Here is an 18973-nt window from a genome sequence, read left to right as displayed (position 1 = left end):
ACATACATGAATGTTTGTAAGTGTGGATTTAATAATTTGATAGGGATACGCGCGTTAATAGGTAATAGTTTATGTCAGCAACATTTAAAAAGAGTTTCATCGCCGGCGTCGTGGTGTTGATGCTAGGTAGTCTCGCCAGCTGGCTCTGGCACACGAATACACAAACGGACAGTTCCAGGCAGCGTAATGCACTCTATCAGGACTTGTTAGAGCTCTCCGGCAAGCTTAACCGCGATCTACCGCGTTTGCTCGATCAACAGACGCGTTTCGATCGCGCCGAAGTGGTTAATTATGGTATGCGTTTCTATTACACCCTGATTCGGATTGATCGCTTCGTTCACGATGAAGAAGATATCGAACGTCAGGTGCGTCCCAATATGTTGCGTGAGTACTGCCAGGGTGAGGCGCTGGCGTTTTATCGGGAGAACGCTGATTTTATTGAGTTTCGCTATTTAGATCAGAACGAACTGACATTGTTTACGTTACGTTTTACACCAGAAGATTGTGACTAAGAGGTTCACTTATGAAAATTTTTACATTATCAGCGGCTTTAGGTCTGGCCCTGGCTACCAGTGCACAAGCGGAGACCGTGAGTTATCAGGAGCAAGAGAAACTGCACGACATCGCTGCAGCTGTGTCTGCTGATCGCATCGAGCACGACATTACCAAACTGGTTAGCTTCGGAACCCGTCACACTTTGTCGGAAACTGAATCTGATACGCGAGGTATTGGTGCTGCGCGGCGTTGGATCAAAGCTGAATTTGATAAGATTTCAGCCGCCTGTGGCGGATGTTTAGAGGTGTACTTTCAGTCACGGGTGATCAGTGGCGAGTCGCGTATCCCAAATCCTACCGAAGTTGTCAGTGTGATCGCCGTGCAGCGCGGTAGTGTTGATCCTGATCGCTACGTGATTATGTCCGGCGATATCGATTCGCGCGTTTCAGACGTCATGGATGCGACTTCAGACGCACCCGGTGCCAACGATAATGCCTCGGGCGTCGCCGGTACCCTGGAAGCAGCACGTGTGCTAAGTCAGTATGAGTTTGCCGGAAGTATCGTCTATGCCGCACTTGCCGGCGAAGAGCAGGGGCTCTTTGGCGGTAAAATTATGGCGGAGCAGGCGCAGGCTGACGGCTGGCGCATTAAAGCAGTGTTAAATAACGACATGATTGGCAACATTGAGGGCGTGAACGGCGTTATTAATAATTCGACCGCGCGCATTTTCGCTGAAGGTACGCGAATGGACGAAACCGAAGCGGATGCCCGCCGTCGGCGTTTCACCGGTGGCGAGGTCGACTCGCCAAGTCGTAACGTCGCGCGCTACATCGACTGGATGGCGGATCGTTACATCCCGAACCTGGATACCATGGTCATTTATCGACTGGACCGCTTCGGTCGTGGTGGCCATCACCGGCCCTTTAACGATTTAGGTTACCCGGGCGTTCGCATCATGGAGACCAATGAAAACTATAACCGTCAGCACCAGGACCTGCGTGTTGAAGATGGGATAGCCTATGGTGATACCCTCGATGGTGTGGATTTTGATTATGCCGCCAAGCTGACCGCACTGAACGCGGTCTCACTTGCCAGTATGGCCTGGGCACCGAGTCCGCCGGCCGGAGTCAGCATCGCTGGAGCCGTTCAGCCGTCGACCACACTAAGCTGGGAGCCGGCGGAAGCTGAGGAACAGGAACTGATCGGCGGTTATCGCATCTACTGGCGCCACACAGATGCACCCAACTGGGAATTCAGTCGTGATGTAGGGCTGGTGAATAGCTATACCCTGGAAAATATCGTCATTGATAATTACTTTTTTGGTGTCGCCAGTGTCAGTAAAGACGGCTTCGAGAGCCCGGTAGTGTATCCAGGCCCCGCTGGCGCCTTTGGCGAGTAATGCGCACACCTGACGATCAACGTGCCAACAAGTGGTTGGCACGTATCCTCGACTCCAACCGCATTCTTTGGATGATTTTTCTACTTTCCTTGTTGGAGTCGATCATTTTGCCTGTACCGCTGGAGTTGGTGCTAATTCCGCTACTGATTCATGAACGTGACCGTTGGTTTACCATCGCGACCGTAGCTTTGGCCGGATGTCTGGTAGGCGCCACGATTGGTTACACCATTGGCGTCTTCTTTTTCGATACCGCCGGGCAATGGTTGATTCAGTGGTTTGGCGTTAGCGCTGAGTTTTCGGAGTTTCAGCAGGACTTTAGCGAGCATGGTTTTGCAACTCTGCTGCTGGTCGGTATAACACCGATACCCTTTCAGGTGGGAATGCTGGCAGCTGGTAGTTCGAATTACCCTTATTTATTATTTTTACTCGCCGCCGTTATCGCCCGTGGCATTCGCTATTATGGCCTGGCGCTACTGGTGAATTGGCTTGGCGAGCGTATTCTCAACTGGTGGGAGCAGCATCAGCAACGGCTTGGCTGGGGTGTTCTTGTAGCAGGTATCGCTATCTATCTGGTGGTGGTTTTAAACTGAAGCCTGGAAGGTGCAATCTTTTAACGCTTGCAGCAACTGCTCCAAGCCCGTCACACCATCAAGGTCCGTCGGGAAAAGCGGCAGATACGTTTTCAATTCCTGCGAAAAACGCTGCTCAATCTGTTGTTGATAAATGCCTTCCTGATGCTTACGTTGCAACAGGAATTCGCCTTCCACAGGGTCTGGTAAATTGCGGTTAACGATCAGCGCTGCCAACGGCAACTTATGCTCATGCAGTTGTTGTACTGCGCGTTCGGTTTCTAAAATGGGTAGTTTTTCTGGTGTTAGAACCAAAATAATAGCCGTTTCATCGGCATTTTTGATAGCGCTCCGTACCCGTTGGAATAGCTGTTGTCGCTCTCGTAAACGCTCAGCAATTTTTGCATTGCGGTCACTTAAGTTGGCAACTCCGTGCTGTTTGGGGTCCCCCAGGGGATGCTGCGGGGCGGTTTGCCGGGCTGAAGCTAAATGATCGACCACACCTTGTAACTGCTGCGCTTTTTCACTGTGTTGCAGTAATCCCTGCGTCCATGCCGACATGGCTTCCGGTAGAATCAATAAGCGCAGGGTATGTCCTGTTGGGGCGGTATCAAAGAGTATATGGTCATAGCCCTTCAGGGTACGTTGATCGATGAGTTTGGCGATGGACTCGAGTAATGCGGCCTCCTGAGTTCCCGGCGACTGTGCGGTAAGTTTCATCTGCTTTTCAATCTGCGGGTACAAGGTTGGCTTGACCAAGTCTTTCATGCTGGCAAGCACACTTTCAATATGGTCTTTTACCTGTTGATCCGGATCAATTTCAAGCGCATCAAGCCGTGACTCGACTGTTGTTGTCTGACCACCGATGGCGATGTCGAAAGCGTCACTTAAACTATGCGCCGGATCAGTTGAGACAATGAGCACACGTTTGCCGCTTCGGGCAAGTTTCAGCGCCAACGCAGAGGCGACCGAAGTTTTCCCGACGCCACCTTTGCCGCCGATAAAAACAATGGGGGGGAGTTGCGCAAGGAAATCTGGAGCGGCCATCAACAACACCTGAACTCATCGAATGGCGAATGTTCCATGCCCATGCGTAAATGCCATTCATGAAATTGTTCCAGCAGTAAGGGCTGTAGCTCAAGAGTGTAGTAACTGGCAGGATTGGGAATACCCATCATTTCCGCATAAACGTAGAGCATAAAGAGGTCATCCTGTTCGCGTTTAGCCCGCGCTACCGCGGCGCGGTAGGGGGCATTGTAGTACTCGTTGGCAAGTTCGCCTGCGCGGGAAAGCCAGCGCCGTATAGCAGTGATTTTCATGAGTCTTTCGCCTTGGCTTCCGTCGCATTCTCAGCTGCGTTCTCACGTCGTATGCGGGTCAGTGCGCTAGCTGATTCGAGGGCAATCCAGATCGCTGCTATAAGTACCAGCAGATCAAGACTAAACAGGAACCAGTCGGCTTGGTCATAGAAACCTTTCAGTTGAATGAGCAGCGCATAGATGGTCATGACCAACAAAAACAACAGGGGTAGCAAAGTCACATACATGGGCCGTTTCAGCCGTACCAACATGGTTGTGATCACCAATAATGTTAAACCTGCCAATAATTGGTTAGTGGTACCAAAAAGTGGCCATATTGCCAGTCCACCTGTGCCATCAGCACCACCAGCGCCGAACGCGAGAATTAAGCACGACCCCACCGCGAGCAGGGTTGCGGGTGCGGCTTTCTGCATCCAGCTAATGTTATAAATACCACCCCATTCCTGAAAGATATAACGCTGCAGACGTATCCCGGTGTCCATCGTGGTGCCGGCGAATAATACCGCCATCACCGTCAGCAAGGTTTCAGATATCTCCACATCCAGACTTAACCCTTGCTGCAAAATTTGCGCGCCACCGGATACAAATGCCGAAACACCACCCTGGCCAAAGCTATGATAAACCGCCTGCCAGTCGGCGAGCGTGGCAAAACCGGCGGTTACAGCAATGATGGTTGCTAGCGATAACGAGCCTTCACCAATAGCCCCAAAGTAACCGACAAAGCGTGCATCAGTTTCTTTGTCGAGCTGTTTCGACGTGGTGCCCGACGCCACCAGCCCATGAAAGCCTGATATTGCCCCGCAGGCAATGGTGACAAAGAGTAATGGAACCAGCGACGGCGTGCCCTCTGGGGTATTGGTATTAAACGCCGGAGCAACCAGTTCAGGGCCACTGATAAGGACCGCACCGTAGATGAGGAACAAGCCGATAAACAGTTGTAAACCGTTAATATAATCGCGCGGCTGTAACAGCATCCAGACCGGTAATAATGAGGCAATCGCAGCGTAGAAAAACAAAATTAGGATCCAGCTGGCATTATCCGACAGACCCATTACTGTTTCCGGCAACGCCAGGGGAACTTCAGGGCCGGCGAAGATCATAGCGTATAAAGCGAGCACGCCAAGAATGGATATAGTTCCTAAGTTCATCCATTTGCGGAAAATGATCTGGCCGATAATAAGGGCGACGAAAATAGCGCCCCAAACCGGTACCACTGAACTTGGGAAATTAATAAGTAAACCTGAAATTGCTGTGGCGAAGACCGCATTGACCATCAGTAACACTAAAAAGATGACAATCATAAACAAGGATTGCGAACGTTTGCCAACCACATCGCCGGTTAAGGCGCCGATCGAGCGCGCGCGGTTACGGCTGGAAGCCCAGATAGCACCAGCATCATGCACACCAGCAAAGAAAATGGTACCGAAGATGACCCATAAGAATGCCGGCACCCAGCCCCAAATCACAGCGATTGCGGGGCCTATGATAGGTGCAGCGCCGGCTACTGAAGTGAAGTGATGTCCCCAAAGTACATATTTATTGGTTGGTACAAAGTCGATACCGTCTTCGAACTCGTGCGCAGGGGTACGAAAATCCGGATCCAGCTTATAGATCTTTTCGGCGACGTATTTCGAGTAGAAAACATAGCCCAGGAACATGCCACCCAAACCAAGCAACATCAGTAAAATAGCGTTCATGTGGTACCTTTTTCGTTTACTATGAAGTCAAAGGCTTACAAATTAACCGCTTCATGATACTGCAGACGGGTGCGGTTAGGACATTCGACCAAGGTCGAGTTGCTGTTTAATTAGTACACTAAAGGATAGTTATGTTTCGTTGGTTTGAAAACCGTTTAAATCCATTCCCGCCGCCCACCCATGAGCAACCACCGAAAGGCTTGATCGCGTTTTGCCGGCACTATACTCAGGGGGCCTGGCTTTATATCTTCATTGCTGGCCTGTTGATGATGGCCATTGCCATCACCGAGGTCTGGTTATTCAGCTTTATTGGCAATATTGTTGACTGGCTGAGCGAGCAGTCGCGGGAAAGCTTTGTTGGTGATCAGTTGTGGTACCTGATCGGCATGGCCGCGGTGGTGTTAATTCTGCTGCCGGCATTAGTGGTGATGCATTCATTGGTTACGTTTCAATCACTGCTTGGTAATTACCCCATGCGGATCCGCTGGTTGGTGCACAACTATTTACTGCAACAGTCCATGGTCTTTTATCAGGACGAGTTTGCCGGGCGCATTGCCACCAAGGTAATGCAAACGGCGCTGGCGGTGCGTGAAAGTGTCATCAAGTTATTTGATGTACTCAATTACGTCAGCGTGTACTTCATTGGTACCGTGGTCATTGTTGCCACCGCAGACTGGCGGCTGGCATTACCGCTACTGGCATGGCTCGGCTGTTATGTGATACTGCTGCGCTATTTTGTCCCCAAACTCGGTAAGGTCGCTGCTGCGCAGGCCGATGCACGCTCGATCATGACGGGTCGTATCGTCGACAGTTACACTAATATTCAAACCGTGAAGTTGTTTTCCCATGCCCAGCGCGAAAGCGCCTTTGCCAAAGCCGGCATGGACGAATTTCTGGGCACCGTGCATCGACAAATGCGTCTGGTCACCAAACTCTATACCTGTCTGTACCTGCTCAATTCGCTGTTACTGTTCAGCGTTGCAGCATTAGCTATCTGGTTATGGCTTGGCGAGCTGATCACCGTTGGCGCCATTGCGGTTGCGCTGAGCCTGGTGTTGCGGCTATGGGGCATGAGCCAGTGGATCATGTGGGAAGTGTCGGCACTGTTTGAAAACATTGGTACCGTGCAAGATGGTATTAAGACGATCTCTGTGCCGCAAGTGATTCAGGATGTGGAGCAGGCTCCGCCACTTGAGGTTCGGCAAGGGCAGGTGAGCTTTGCTGACGTGAACTTCCATTACTCCGACGATAAGCCCGTATTACGTGATTTTAATTTAAACATTCGCCCGGGAGAGAAGATTGGATTGGTCGGCCGCTCGGGTGCCGGTAAATCAACGCTGGTGAATCTGTTACTGCGTTTTTATGAATTGAATTCCGGCAAGATAAGCATCGATGGGCAGGATATTTCGCAAGTGACCCAGGACAGCCTGCGGGCGCAAATCGGTATGGTGACCCAGGACACCTCGCTGCTCCACCGCTCGGTGCGTGGCAACATCGCATACGGCCGACCGGATGCCAGTGATGAAATGATTGAGCAAGCCGCAGCTCGCGCTGAAGCCACCACTTTCATCGCTGATCTGGAGGATGCTGCGGGACGCCGTGGTTACGATGCACACGTAGGGGAACGCGGGGTCAAACTCTCTGGTGGGCAGCGGCAACGGATCGCCATTGCCAGGGTCATGCTAAAAGATGCGCCGATTTTAATTCTCGATGAAGCCACTTCAGCACTGGACTCAGAAGTCGAGGCCGCGATTCAGGAAAACCTGTACCGCTTGATGGAAGGCAAAACTGTCATCGCCATAGCGCACCGCCTGTCGACGATTGCCGCAATGGATCGATTGGTGGTGATGGATGAAGGGCGCATCGTCGAGCAGGGCACCCATGCTGAGCTGCTGGCGCATAACGGTCTTTATGCCAGTTTATGGGCGCGCCAATCGGGTGGTTTTATTGCTGAATAGATGCCAAGACCTGTAAAAAGAGAATAAAATCTGTACCCGCTGCGTCTTAACTTAAGAACTGATTCATTAAAAAGGAAAGCAACCGTGGCATTAGCGGCAGATCACGTCTCCCGAATGCAGATGATTGAGCCTCATACCCGTGGCGCTCAACGTCTTGCCGAGCAACTGTTAGGTTGTCCGCAACGGGCGGCGGACGTGGTGCAGGATGCCACCGAAAAGGTCCTGACCACGGCACACTTTCCCGCGCGGCAAAATGCTAAAGCCTGGTTTTTACAAGTGGTACGACACTTGTGCATTGATCAGTTACGACGGCAGCGAAAGCATGTCGATGATGACGTTTTAGGCTCACATAGAGCACCGACTGAACCGCTCGATTCAACTTTGCGGGAGACGGCCGGCGCTGTCTATGAGGCGCTGGCGGCACTGCCCTTCGAGCTGCGTGATTTGATCGTTTTGCGCGAGCTCAATGAATGCAGCTACAAGGAAATTGCGGTAATTGTTGGCATTGCCGAAGGCACTGTCATGTCACGGCTACATAAAGCCCGGCTGGCGTTACGCAGCGAGTTTAAACGGCGAACAGGGGAAGACTCAGATGACTACCGAAGCTAGCAAATGTGCGGTGTATGAACCACTGATAAGCGGGGCGCTCGATGGCGAGCTGACCCAGCAGGAACAGCAACATTTACAGCTGCATATAGCCGAGTGTGCAAAGTGCCAGCGGCTGTATACCGAGTTAGAAGGTATGCAACAGCAGTTGCGTGCGGGCATTGCTCCGACCCATCCGTTACACCAGCCACCAGTGAACAGGGCGGTGCGATTCTGGCCGCTGCTAGGCTGGCTGTTGCTGCTACTTGGCGTGCTGCCCTTGCTCGGTTACGCGGGGTACCAGCTGTTGACCGATGCACAACTGCCAGTTTGGGTCAGGCTGGCAATGGGCTCCATGATTCTGGGCGCCGTTGTACTCTTCATTTATGTGGCGCGTCAGCGCGTGATGGCAGCGAGAACTGATAATTATAAAAAGGTGAAATTATGAAAAACATTCCTGTTGTAACCACCGAAACCATCCCCGGCGAGACCATCGCTTCAACGTGCGGTATCGTCCGTGGCAATACCATTCGTGCCCGGCATATTGGCCGCGATATTCTCGCATCCTTTCGCAATATTGTCGGTGGGGAAATCAATGATTACACCAAGCTTATGGCAGAAAGCCGGGAACAAGCTCTGGATCGGATGGTGGATGAGGCGCGGGCGTTAGGAGCCGATGCTATTGTGAGTTGTCGTTTTACCACTTCAATGCTGGCGCAGGGCGCGGCAGAGTTGCTGGTGTATGGCACGGCAGTAAGGCTTGCTGAGAAAAGCGAATGAATGGCGCAACGTCGTTGATAAGCAGGTTTGGAACGCTTCCTTTACCGAAAATTAACGGATAAATTTGTATTTTTTTTATACACTGCTATTAGAGTAATGGGGCTTGCACACCTTATATAGCCCCATTTCGTTAGTGGAGTTTAAAACAGAATGCGCAAGTTATTGATAGTAGCTATTTTTGCCGCTGCCTTTTACCAGTATTACGTTGGCGGGTTCGGCGCGCACCTGATGCCAGACGTCGATTTAGGCCAGGTTGCAGGCGAACTGAAGCGCAAAGCTACGGAAAAAGATCCGACCCAACTTAAACTGGAGTGTCCGCATGGACATTACGTTGCGGTGGACCAACAACTACAAACAGCAAGCTGCCAGCAACGCACGCGATTGTAACAGGCCGTAAAAGCCTCTTTACCTGCTTAGTTTGCTCCAGTATCTTAAACCTTCCTCCATCGGACAGGGAAGGCTCTCCTTGGTTTTTTCGCGATTTGAACAATTCTGGTTAGCCGAGTATCAACGTCAGCACGATCAGGCCGATTTGCCGAAACAGCTGCAAGCGCTGGATCTGCGCGAGTTAGATGCCTCACAAAGCACCCGTCAGCAGCTGCTTACGCGTGCTGTGCGCATCGCTGAGCGGCGCGGCACTGCAACCCAGCTGAATGCCTGGCAACGCAACCGACGGTTACTCACGGTGGTTATGGGCTTTACCGCGCTGATACTTGGCATGCTGGCCACCCAGGCTGTTTTGACCCAAGCGCAGCCGTTGTCACTGTTGTTCGCTCTGATTCTTCTGTTGTTACCCAATCTAGTTATGCTGTTGCTCTGGCTCCTGCTTCATTTCAATAGCCACAAGCCTCACGGTATTACCGCTGTCGGCTTACAGGTGATGAATTGGCTGGGGACTAAGACGTCGCAGCAGTCCGGCTTGAGTGAGCGCCCGATAACACTGAGTGAAGCCTGGCTGCGTCATGTGCAGCAACAACGCCTGTTAGCCCCACTAATGGCGTTGGCCTCTCACGGCTTCTGGTTACTCATCAGCCTCAGTAGTTGGTTTACCTTACTGCTGTATCTCAGTTTTAATGACTATCAGTTCCACTGGGCAACGACAATTTTGCAGCATCCACAGTTGGTGGCGATCGCTGAGCTGCTGAACTCAGTCCCCGGTCTGCTGTTCGATACGCAGGTGCCGTTACCGACGGAATCCGGCGGTGATAACGAGTTTGCCAATTTAGCGGGGCGCTGGCTGGCCAGCTGCGTGTTGGTCTACGCTATCCTGCCACGCGCGCTATTGGTGTTGCTCAGTCTCGTCTGGTTTGCGGTGAAAGTACGCCGCATGCGTCTGGACGAGCGCGCCCCGGGACATGTCGCGGTGGTACAGGCGCTGCGTCAACAGCAACATCAGCCGCAGGTGGTTGACCCTGATCAGGGCCAGCAGCACGAAGGCCTGCAGTTTAATTACGCGGAGCAAGGCCAGGGCCAGCTCGTTGCAAGTCTCGATTACGAAGCCAATCCAAAGTGGGGCGAAGGCTCCGCAGCTGCTAATTTTGGTGTCATCGACAGTCATGCGCGTAAGCGCGCATTGCTGGATGAGTTGCAGCAGCAGCCGCGACAAGAGGTGGCAATGAGGATCGCGGCAAATCTGACTCCTGATCGCAGTAGTTTACGATTTTTAGCGAAACTTGCCCCGTTCACCCGCACCCTTCGGGTACAGCTAGTGACCACCGAGGGCGACACCTACCTGAGCCAGTGGCAAAGCTTGCTTGATCGTTACGGAGTTCATCATGTCACACTCTGATCCCATGTTAAAAATAGCGGTGGTCGGTCATACCAACGCCGGCAAAACCTCGTTATTGCGGACCTTATTACAAAGCCGTGAGTTCGGCGAAGTGGACCAACGGCCAAGTACCACGCGTAACGTGCTTGAACAAGGGGTGAGTTTAGACACAGCGCAAATCATGAGTTTTTACGACACGCCCGGATTAGAATCCGGCTCGGATCTCTATGCCGAACTTGACCAGCTCGGCGAGCAATATCGGCATGATGGACCCGCGCAAATTCGCGCGTTCCTGGCGCAGCCAGAGGCGGAGACGCTCTTTGCTCAGGAAGCGAAAGTCATGCGGCAACTGCTGCAGTCCGATGCTGCCTTCTACGTTATTGATTGTCGTGACCCGGTGTTGCCTAAATATCAGGATGAGCTGCATGTGCTGGCCCGCTGCGGTAAGCCCTTATTGCCGGTCCTGAATTTTACCGCCGCGCATGGGAATCGGGAGCGTGACTGGCAGCAGGCGTTAGCGAAGTTGAATTTACATGCAGTGGTGGCGTTTGACACCGTTACTCCGCCTGAAGGTGGCGAGCGGCAGTTACTACAAAGTCTGGCGGTGGTTTTACCCAGTGCACAACCGAAGTTAGAAAAGTTAATTGCCCATCGTTACCGCGAGCGGGAGCAGCGCCGTCAGCGCGCCTTACAGGCGATAGCTGAAATGTTGACCGATGTTGCCGGCATGCGCCACAGAGTACCCCTTGATGCTAACGAAGATGTGCTTGAGCGAGAGGTTGCTGCGTTACAGAACAGAGTCCGACGGCGTGAGCATGAAGCGGTTCAGGATTTGCTGGCGCGCTTTGCTTTTTTGCCGAACGATGCGGTGTTCGAGTTAGTCGATATTGGTTCGGGCCAATGGCATGATGACTTGTTTGCCAGTGACACACTTAAAGTCTGGAGTAAAGATACCGGCTTTGGTGTCGGTGCAGGTGCTGCTGCAGGAGCTGGTATCGATTTGATGGTTGGGGGCATGAGTCTCGGTCTGGCGGCTGCCTTAGGGGCTGCGGCCGGGGGGCTGTATCAAAGTTGGCGACATTTCGGCGAAAAGCTTAAACAACGGATCCAGGGGGAGCGTGAGTTAGGTGTTGACCCTGCTACTTTGGCAACCATTGCCGGGCGGCAGTTGTATTTGCTGGAGCAGCTCAGTCAGCGTGGCCATGCTGCGACAGATGCGGTGGCGATTGCGAAAGAACACCGGTTATCCCGCGACGGGTTCCGCAACATTGAAAAAATCCTGGCGCCGGTCATGCAGGATCAGCCGGATTTGGACAAGCAAAAGATTATTCAGGAGTTAGCTAAGTATTTACGGGAATTAACAGATAACAAGAGGTGAGAAATTGGTCGGCGTGAGAGGATTTGAACCTCCGACCCCTGACACCCCATGACGAGATTTGGGGCCTGGACAAAGCCTTTGAAAATGACGATGTTTAGCGTAAAGCTAAAGAATATAAAGGGTTTTTGGTTTTTAAAGACTCTCTTTGAATCTTGTCGAATTCTGTAAAGTTCAGCTATACTGGCCCCAGATTGGCCCCAAATTTTTGGGGCCGCTGATTTGGAGCAAGATCATGCGGTCGGTAAAAGAAAAGCTCACCTCCATTACTATTAGCTCAATTAGCAAGTTCCTGAATCAAGATGGACTCGATGTTCAACTTGGATGTTCACGGATCAATGGCTTCTTTCTTCGGAAGGGCAAGTCGGGTGCCAGCTGGTACTTCCGATATACAGATGCCAATGGCAAACGCCGGAAGCTGAAGCTAGGTCGGCTCTTAACAGGCGACGGGCAGGGTGGGCATATACAGTCCATGGCGAGCATCGCTCTAGAGTATTCTCACATGCTTGCGAGAGGCGAAGATCCAGCGCTTCATCGCTTTAAGTTGAAATCAGAAACGAGAGCCGCTGAAGAAGAGCGACTGAAAGGGCGTGTCAAAAAGGTCGGGCATTTCTTTGAGCACATCTACAAGCCGCACAAGATGCGTTCGCGCTACGGCTATGGAACATGCCAAATCATCGAGGCTAACTTCTCACACCTTTTCGATCGCAACATGGATGAGCTCGGTGCCGAAGATATTCGAGAGTGGGAGACGATGCGGCGCAAAGAGAAAGCTGAGATCGGCAAAACCATTAGTCGAGAGACGCTCGTTCGGGACTTGGGTGCATTCAAAGCCATGCTGAACTACGCAGCGGGCCGTAAAAAAGATGACCCTATCGATTACCCGGTGATTGAGATCAATCCCCTGGATAATGTCTATGTCCGCAAGCTGTCGGCAGAGGAGCGAGACAAGCGTTATCTCGCAACCAACAACAACCGGCGCATGCTGACACCCGAAGAGCTCTCGAGCCTCATCAAAGGGCTTGATGGCTACGCTGAGGAGCTAAGAGCCAAACGACGTCGGAGTATCAAGCATGGTAAGCCATATCTTTGCGATCTTGACCAGGTTGCATACCCTCATTGGTTTATTCCGTTTGCCTGGGTCGCACTCTACACCGGTATGCGACCCGGGGATATTTATGGATTGCGTTGGGAGGCGACGAGTGCGAACGCTGTGAATTTTAACTTCAACATCGTAACGGCGGTTCCCGAGAAGACACGGGATAAAGGGGACCAACCGGTCTCGGTGAAGCATCCGATGTCTGAGGGATTACGTGCCGTATTGAAAGCGTGGCACGAGCAACAAGGGCAGCCTGAGCAAGGTTACGTATTTCCGAATGGCTCAGGTGGCCGCTTAGCTAAAAAGTCGCATGACAAGCATTGGCGGCACGTTAAACGTATCGGCGGACTAACCTCCGGTTTGGCGTTTTACAGTCTTCGTCACCACTTCATTTCATCTTTGGTCATGAATCGGGTTCCGCTTCTGCACATCGCAAAACTCGTTGGGCATAAGTCGACGCACATGATCGAGCAAAATTATGGGCACCTGTTGCCCGACACCGCAGAAGCGGTGATTCAAAGTTACAGCCAATCGATTTGTAAGGTCAGCAACAACGTTCCAGGTGCGAAGGAGGTAAAACATCGATGAACGACCATCCGATAAAAGAGCATAGCGAGGTTGAGGTACACCGCAAGCAACTTAGTTGCAGCGCCTCCGGTGAAGATCACCTTGTGGCACGCGACTTAGATTTTTATCCGCATAACGGAAAGAAAAAAGGAGAGGCTTCTTTTCAACGGCGAGCTCTGGCGGTGTGGGACTCGAGACAGATCCGTCGCCCATCCGAGTTCGATGAACTTCTGGCTGCTGTTGAAAATGCTGAAACGGAACACGAACTCACATTAGCTAGGCACAAATTAATGCTCGCGAAAATGGAAGAAGACGAGTTGACCGCTGCGCGGATGAATTCCAGCCTCGACTTCAACTATCGAAGATTGGCGGATGAAGAGTTCGCATTTAGAGCCAATCGCGCTGCGCTAGAAGATGCACAAGAGCGTAATCGCGATTTAAGTATTCGGAAGCGGAAGACAAATACAACCCGGGCTGGAGCGTTTTATGCTTCAGCACGCTTGGTTTTCGAATACATTCGCACGAATAAAAAACGATCACCTAATGGGTTTTACGAATGGTGCCGCAGCTTAGCAAATTGTGAAACTTTGACTTTACGAGGCTGTGAGGTCATTACACCCAAATCGACAAAGAAGCGACGATTAGATGAGGTCGAGCTCGAGGTTACGCTCGAGGACACGAACGGCGAACTTCTCGACGATGGAATCATGGTCGAGGGTTTGGGTAAATTTTCATCTGGTTCAAAGCAATACAGTAAGAGAACATTAGTTCGCACATATGAACGGTATCTAAAGTCTAAAATTTTTTAATCCCGACACCGACACTTTGGTCTTAGTGTCGGTACATCCCTCCGATAGTCCTCAAAGCCCAGCGAATACAACCAGTATCGCGGGCTTTCATTTAAAATTGAGGATTACTTATGAATGCTAATCAATTGAAAGAATCAGTTACCATCCGTCGAGTAAATGTCCCTCGCTATATCGGAGTTTCTCCGACAACGCTGTGGGATCTTGAGCAAACTGACTCTAGCTTCCCGCGTCGAATCAAGCTCGGCAAACGGGGCGTTGCTTACCTTGTGTCAGACCTGAACGCTTGGCTCGAAGCAAAGAAGGAGGGTTAACACATGGCAACCACAAAGTTATTCGCCCCAGAAAATACTTTAGACTTATCGCCCGAACAACAGGCGCGTTTATTTGTTGACCTAATAAACCCTACTGGACCCCGTTGCTTTAGGATGCTGTCACCAAAGTCGGCCCTTGAGAAGCGACCAGCGTTAAATCGAATTTTTGCTCCGAAGAAGTGGCAAGTGGGTAGTCATGGCGAGTCTCTATATGACATTTTGAAGTCGCTCAATGAGCGTGGGTTAGCGGTTTACATGACAGTGAACCCTGTTGAACGTGAATATGCTAAAGAAAACCGATTCAGTGGCGTGGCAAACCAACACATTGTCGGAGTTAGCGCTCTCTTTTTGGACTTCGATCAACCTCATGCTATTTCGCTAGAGGCAATTGACGCAATGAGTTTACCGCCATCCATTGTCGTTGAAACGAGCCCCGGTAAATACCACTGCTATTGGCTTCTAGAATCTAGAGGCGTTATCTCGCTCGCGGAATTCACCCCGTTTCAGATCGCGTTGCAGAACAAGTTCACTGAGCTGCAGCCGGACGTTTCAATCAAAGACCTAGCGCGCATCATGCGGGTCCCCGGATTCATCCACAGTCCCGAAATTGGTAAAAATGAAAATAGGTTCATTAGTCGGCTAGTTCGATTGAATGAGACGCGATACTCACGCCAGGAGATTCTTGATTTTATTGGGGATGTGTTATGCAAACCTGAGCAGGAAGCTGAGTTTGAAAGTCGTTCAAAGCCTGAAGACAATTTTGACCAAACCTTCAACTATCAGGGGGAGATTGGTCGCCGGTTATTGGAACGACTGGAATCAGCAGCCAAGTTCCTCATTAGCGAAACTGACTATTGCAGTGATAACGCTACCTTTGAGGAGCTTGCGGCGGTGTTCTCCAACTTCCAACGCACCTCAAACGAGGAGGCTTCTGAGGAGCTCTTCGAAGAGTTATGCCTAAGCGCCCCGGGTAGCACGGGAAATGAGCTCGAACGTATGAAGTCGTTTGCCGTTGGGTATACAGGTGCCAAAGTCACCGAGGGCTCGCTCTTTAAACGCGCAGCTGACGCGGGCTGGTTGAACCCCGTAAAGGTTTATTCTCCTGGGTTCCAAATCGAGGCGGATGGGGTCTATCGCGACGTCAAACAACATGACGACGGCGGTACTGTGCGTATCAAGATATGCAATCAATGCTTCATCAAGGCCTGGACCGAGTCTCGCCAGAGTGGCAAAGGTGGGTTTGTATTGAGTTTTCGCACTCTCAGCGGCAAGTTGGTTACGCGCGTTTACGACCGGAGCCTACTCCACGAACCGCGCGATCTCGTGAAAAGACTAGAGAGCGATGGCTTATCCGTCACTCCCGGAGAACAGAATGCCGTCGCAAAGTATTTGGGTGGCTTCAAAACCAACAAAATAGCGCATACAACATCCCAAGTCGGTTGGTTTGACGCTTGCTTCGTTCTGCCCGACGAAACCCTTAAACCGCAAGAATGTGAGGACGAAGTCATTTTCTCGAGCAACGAAGAGGCGGTTCCACTGTTTGTCTCGGGCAGTTTAGACGACTGGCGAGAAAAGGTTGGACGCGTGTGTATCGGGAATCCGGTTTTGGCCTTCAGCGCATCCGTAGCATTTGCTGCTCCGTTACTCGAAATTGTCGGTCAAGATGGCGGTGGGTTTCACCTGTTTGGAGCGTCGAGCAAAGGTAAATCGACCGCCTTGCAAGTCGCAGCGTCCATATACGGCAAGCCAAGCAGTGGTGGTCCATCACTCCACCCGACTTACCTTCAAACCTGGCGACAAACCGACAACAGTATCGAAGTGTCATTGGCGCGATACAACAACCTGTTGCTTCCGCTTGATGACATGCGGCAAATCAGGAATGCTCAGGCGCTCATCGACACAATTATGATGCTCGGCAACAACCAGGGCAAAGGAAGAGCCAATAAAAATGGCGATGCCCAGTCGAAACGAAACTTTCGAACACTGGTTCTCTCGACGGGAGAGAAGCCAACCCAAGCTTTCATTGAAGCTGAAAACAAGCCATTTGACGCAGGGACCGAGGTTCGACTGCCCAACATAGACATCGTTTTCAGAACTGGCGTAGTACATGATGCGAGCATGTTTGATGATAATCACAAAGAGATGATTGAACACCTCAAAGCGAACACATGCCGTCTGTGTGGAGCGGCGGGCCTTCAATGGTTGAAGTGGCTGGTTGAGCATAGAGATGGCTTAGAACGCAAGATTAAGAGCCGTATGGAGCGCTTTGTGAGCGAAATAAGCGAAAAGGTTGGCCCGTTAGGTTCGCAGCAATTACGCGTTATCGATCGTTTTGCGCTAGTGGCAGCAGCGGGAGAGTTAGCAACCGATTGCGGGATCACTGGTTGGTCAAAAGATGAAGCGTTTAACGCAGCGATATTTATGGCGAAACGATACTTCGAGCAACGCGGAACGATGGAAGATACAGAGTCACAACGTATCATGGCTCGCCTTTATTCGACGCTCATCGCACAACCGAAGCGATTCCCATATCCTTATGCGTCGTCACGTATACCGGCCTACATGAGTCAAGAGAATGTGGTAGGGCAGCTGGGTTATCGACTCCCTAAAGACGAAACGGCGTTTCTAAACTATCTAAATGGTCGCATGGGCGAGGATTTTTCTGACGATGCGGTGGATCCAGCGGCAGAATTCGATCTCGGAGTGTATTATCTGATACCGGACCCAGAGACGCTTCGGTCGCTTCTCGATAACGAGTATTCGGCAGCACAGATATTGGCGGCACTCAGGGAGAACGGGTGCTTGGTTACGCAATCAGAGATGCGCGATGGGAAGCGTCGCCAGGTGAACAAGAAGAAGTTTGCTTCGACCTCGACGAAAAACTTTGGAGCCAAGCAACGAAGTTTCTACGTCATCGATCTCGATACAATCGATAACGCCGAAGAATAATTCCGCAAAATGACCGCTTATTCCGACTGGGTGCAACATTGGTCGGAATAAGCAATTACCGATATACTAGGCCTCGCCGAGTTGTTCTCTATAAACTTCCGTTTTTCCGTAACGATTATTAGGTGGTACTTTTTAGCTTCTTATATCTATTTCAACTGATTCTTAAAAAGTCACCTACCTTGCAAATCAGACACGGAAAAACGGAAGTTCTGTTTTTCAAATCGACAATATGTCGGTTATATTCAGCACACTTATATACTGCGAACAATAAAAGAAAATGAACTTGACGTTTTACAAGAAAGACCGCTTCTAAATATTGGAGAGGGCTGTGCTCAGTCGGCGTTTTGTCTTGCATAGCGTCTAGACTTATCAGCCTCACCGCTAGAGGCTTTGAAATTTCGATATAAACTAACTGCTCGACAATCTACATCGGGGTCGCACCAAGAGCGCAGGTGTTGTCAAGACTCAGATCAAGAGCAACGTTTGATAATCAAAATCACTTTGGTGTAAGTGACAGCTATTCGTTTGCATCGCTTTAGGTCTTTGCAGTTTATGCTTTCAAAGGACCCTCCTGTTACGAGCTCAAATGCTTCACTTTTAAAATTTTCGAGAGTTACCTTGTTGGAAGTTAACAATTTTTTGGAAAAGGAATTAGTGAAATTATCGATCAAGGTTGTTTGAGCTTTAACCAAAAGCTTCAATTTCGCCTCGCTTAATAATTTTTTCGCTTGGTTCCCAGAAAAGCTACCCGACCAGTACTCAATAGCTTCTTCCAACGCTGGCTCTAGGGTTTCTAACAGAATTTGTTGAGTAGCGTCTTTTTTTGCCGCTTTCCGAGATATGAACCAAAGAAGTAAGTTAAAAACAAAGGCAGAAAAAGCACCAACAATCGCCCCCAAAAGTACCCACTCAATTGTCACTACCTGACTCCTTCGTCGAAATGTACTCCTTAGACGCAAAGGATGAATCACTTATGTATTCCTTTATTCTGTCCTCGAAGAATTTGAATTCAGGATCGGAATATTCAAACCGAAGCGTATCGAGTAAAAATTTAGGTTCAAAATAACCGTATTTAACAAGTCCCCCGAAGGCTTCAGACAAAAAGGATGAACCGTAACTCTCGACGCCGTCATCAAGTATAATGGTAAGCTTTTCGCCAGCATTAATACTGCTGATTTTGCCTTTTAATACCTCTTCACGGAACTTTTCGCCGCTCGCATCTCCATCCGTGTAGAAGCGACCCGCGGGGTCCGGAGAAAATTCTATACCTACATTGTACTTCATGATGTTTCC

19 protein-coding genes are annotated in these 18973 nt (G+C 50.7%); 14 read left to right on the top strand and 5 right to left on the bottom strand.

Annotated features, from left to right (window positions below):
* Window positions 1-71: 71 nt before the first annotated feature.
* Genes J6J34_RS06840 through J6J34_RS06830 form a run of 3 tightly spaced genes read left to right on the top strand, consistent with a single transcriptional unit; the run spans window position 72 to window position 2484 of the window.
* Window positions 72-512, top strand: a complete 441-nt coding sequence (locus J6J34_RS06840) for a hypothetical protein (RefSeq protein ID WP_301720380.1) — start codon at window positions 72-74, stop codon at window positions 510-512.
* Window positions 513-523: 11 nt separating this feature from the next.
* Window positions 524-1894 (top strand): M28 family metallopeptidase, encoded by a 1371-nt coding sequence (locus tag J6J34_RS06835; RefSeq protein WP_301773977.1) that lies wholly within the window; start codon window positions 524-526, stop codon window positions 1892-1894.
* Window positions 1894-2484, top strand: coding sequence for a YqaA family protein (locus J6J34_RS06830; RefSeq protein WP_301720378.1), 591 nt, complete (start codon window positions 1894-1896; stop codon window positions 2482-2484). The genes J6J34_RS06835 and J6J34_RS06830 overlap by 1 nt, the downstream gene beginning before the upstream one ends.
* Here J6J34_RS06830 and J6J34_RS06825 read toward each other — a convergent pair.
* Genes J6J34_RS06825 through J6J34_RS06815 form a run of 3 tightly spaced genes read right to left on the bottom strand, consistent with a single transcriptional unit; the run spans window position 2476 to window position 5479 of the window.
* Window positions 2476-3510 (bottom strand): ArsA family ATPase, encoded by a 1035-nt coding sequence (locus J6J34_RS06825; protein ID WP_301898703.1) that lies wholly within the window; start codon window positions 3508-3510, stop codon window positions 2476-2478. The genes J6J34_RS06830 and J6J34_RS06825 overlap by 9 nt on opposite strands.
* Window positions 3510-3782 carry a cory-CC-star protein gene (locus J6J34_RS06820; RefSeq protein WP_301720376.1) on the bottom strand — a complete coding sequence of 91 codons (273 nt, stop codon included), beginning with the start codon at window positions 3780-3782 and terminating at the stop codon, window positions 3510-3512. Before J6J34_RS06820 ends, J6J34_RS06825 begins: the two co-directional genes overlap by 1 nt.
* Window positions 3779-5479: a carbon starvation CstA family protein gene (locus J6J34_RS06815; RefSeq protein ID WP_301773975.1), complete on the bottom strand. Its 1701-nt coding sequence runs from the start codon at window positions 5477-5479 to the stop codon at window positions 3779-3781. The genes J6J34_RS06820 and J6J34_RS06815 overlap by 4 nt, the downstream gene beginning before the upstream one ends.
* 131 nt (window positions 5480-5610) lie before the next feature.
* Between J6J34_RS06815 and J6J34_RS06810 the strand changes: the two genes are divergently transcribed.
* From J6J34_RS06810 to J6J34_RS06760, 11 genes are all read left to right on the top strand, one after another.
* Window positions 5611-7437 carry an ABC transporter ATP-binding protein gene (locus J6J34_RS06810; protein ID WP_301898701.1) on the top strand — a complete coding sequence of 609 codons (1827 nt, stop codon included), beginning with the start codon at window positions 5611-5613 and terminating at the stop codon, window positions 7435-7437.
* 84 nt (window positions 7438-7521) lie between these two features.
* A complete protein-coding gene (locus tag J6J34_RS06805) occupies window positions 7522-8046 on the top strand; it encodes an RNA polymerase sigma factor (RefSeq protein WP_301898700.1) in 525 nt (174 codons plus the stop codon).
* A complete protein-coding gene (locus tag J6J34_RS06800) occupies window positions 8030-8470 on the top strand; it encodes a zf-HC2 domain-containing protein (RefSeq protein WP_301898699.1) in 441 nt (146 codons plus the stop codon). The genes J6J34_RS06805 and J6J34_RS06800 overlap by 17 nt, the downstream gene beginning before the upstream one ends.
* A complete protein-coding gene (locus J6J34_RS06795) occupies window positions 8467-8802 on the top strand; it encodes a YbjQ family protein (protein ID WP_418055284.1) in 336 nt (111 codons plus the stop codon). The genes J6J34_RS06800 and J6J34_RS06795 overlap by 4 nt, the downstream gene beginning before the upstream one ends.
* 150 nt (window positions 8803-8952) lie before the next feature.
* Entirely contained in the window at window positions 8953-9189 is a 237-nt protein-coding gene (locus J6J34_RS06790) for a hypothetical protein (protein ID WP_301834222.1), read from the top strand.
* 79 nt (window positions 9190-9268) lie between these two features.
* Window positions 9269-10591 carry a DUF2868 domain-containing protein gene (locus J6J34_RS06785; protein ID WP_301898698.1) on the top strand — a complete coding sequence of 441 codons (1323 nt, stop codon included), beginning with the start codon at window positions 9269-9271 and terminating at the stop codon, window positions 10589-10591.
* Window positions 10578-11948 (top strand): GTPase/DUF3482 domain-containing protein, encoded by a 1371-nt coding sequence (locus tag J6J34_RS06780; protein ID WP_301898697.1) that lies wholly within the window; start codon window positions 10578-10580, stop codon window positions 11946-11948. Before J6J34_RS06785 ends, J6J34_RS06780 begins: the two co-directional genes overlap by 14 nt.
* A 232-nt stretch (window positions 11949-12180) precedes the next feature.
* The gene (locus J6J34_RS06775; protein ID WP_301898696.1) at window positions 12181-13632 is read left to right on the top strand and encodes a site-specific integrase; all 1452 of its coding nucleotides are present in this window, start codon (window positions 12181-12183) and stop codon (window positions 13630-13632) included.
* A complete protein-coding gene (locus J6J34_RS06770; protein ID WP_301898695.1) occupies window positions 13629-14420 on the top strand; it encodes a hypothetical protein in 792 nt (263 codons plus the stop codon). Before J6J34_RS06775 ends, J6J34_RS06770 begins: the two co-directional genes overlap by 4 nt.
* Window positions 14421-14530: 110 nt before the next feature.
* Window positions 14531-14731 (top strand): helix-turn-helix transcriptional regulator, encoded by a 201-nt coding sequence (locus J6J34_RS06765; protein ID WP_301720365.1) that lies wholly within the window; start codon window positions 14531-14533, stop codon window positions 14729-14731.
* Between the two features lie 3 nt (window positions 14732-14734).
* Entirely contained in the window at window positions 14735-17680 is a 2946-nt protein-coding gene (locus tag J6J34_RS06760) for a DUF927 domain-containing protein (protein ID WP_301898694.1), read from the top strand.
* Between the two features lie 470 nt (window positions 17681-18150).
* On the opposite strand, the gene J6J34_RS06755 is transcribed toward J6J34_RS06760, so the two are convergent.
* Together J6J34_RS06755 and J6J34_RS06750 are read right to left on the bottom strand one after the other, a co-directional pair.
* Window positions 18151-18600, bottom strand: coding sequence for a hypothetical protein (locus J6J34_RS06755; protein ID WP_301898693.1), 450 nt, complete (start codon window positions 18598-18600; stop codon window positions 18151-18153).
* A complete protein-coding gene (locus J6J34_RS06750) occupies window positions 18590-18964 on the bottom strand; it encodes an STAS-like domain-containing protein (protein ID WP_301898692.1) in 375 nt (124 codons plus the stop codon). The genes J6J34_RS06755 and J6J34_RS06750 overlap by 11 nt, the downstream gene beginning before the upstream one ends.
* Window positions 18965-18973: the final 9 nt, after the last annotated feature.

Source organism: Pseudidiomarina terrestris, assembly GCF_030466405.1.
Lineage (GTDB): Bacteria > Pseudomonadota > Gammaproteobacteria > Enterobacterales > Alteromonadaceae > Pseudidiomarina > Pseudidiomarina terrestris.
This window is presented reverse-complemented; position numbering and strand designations above follow the sequence as displayed.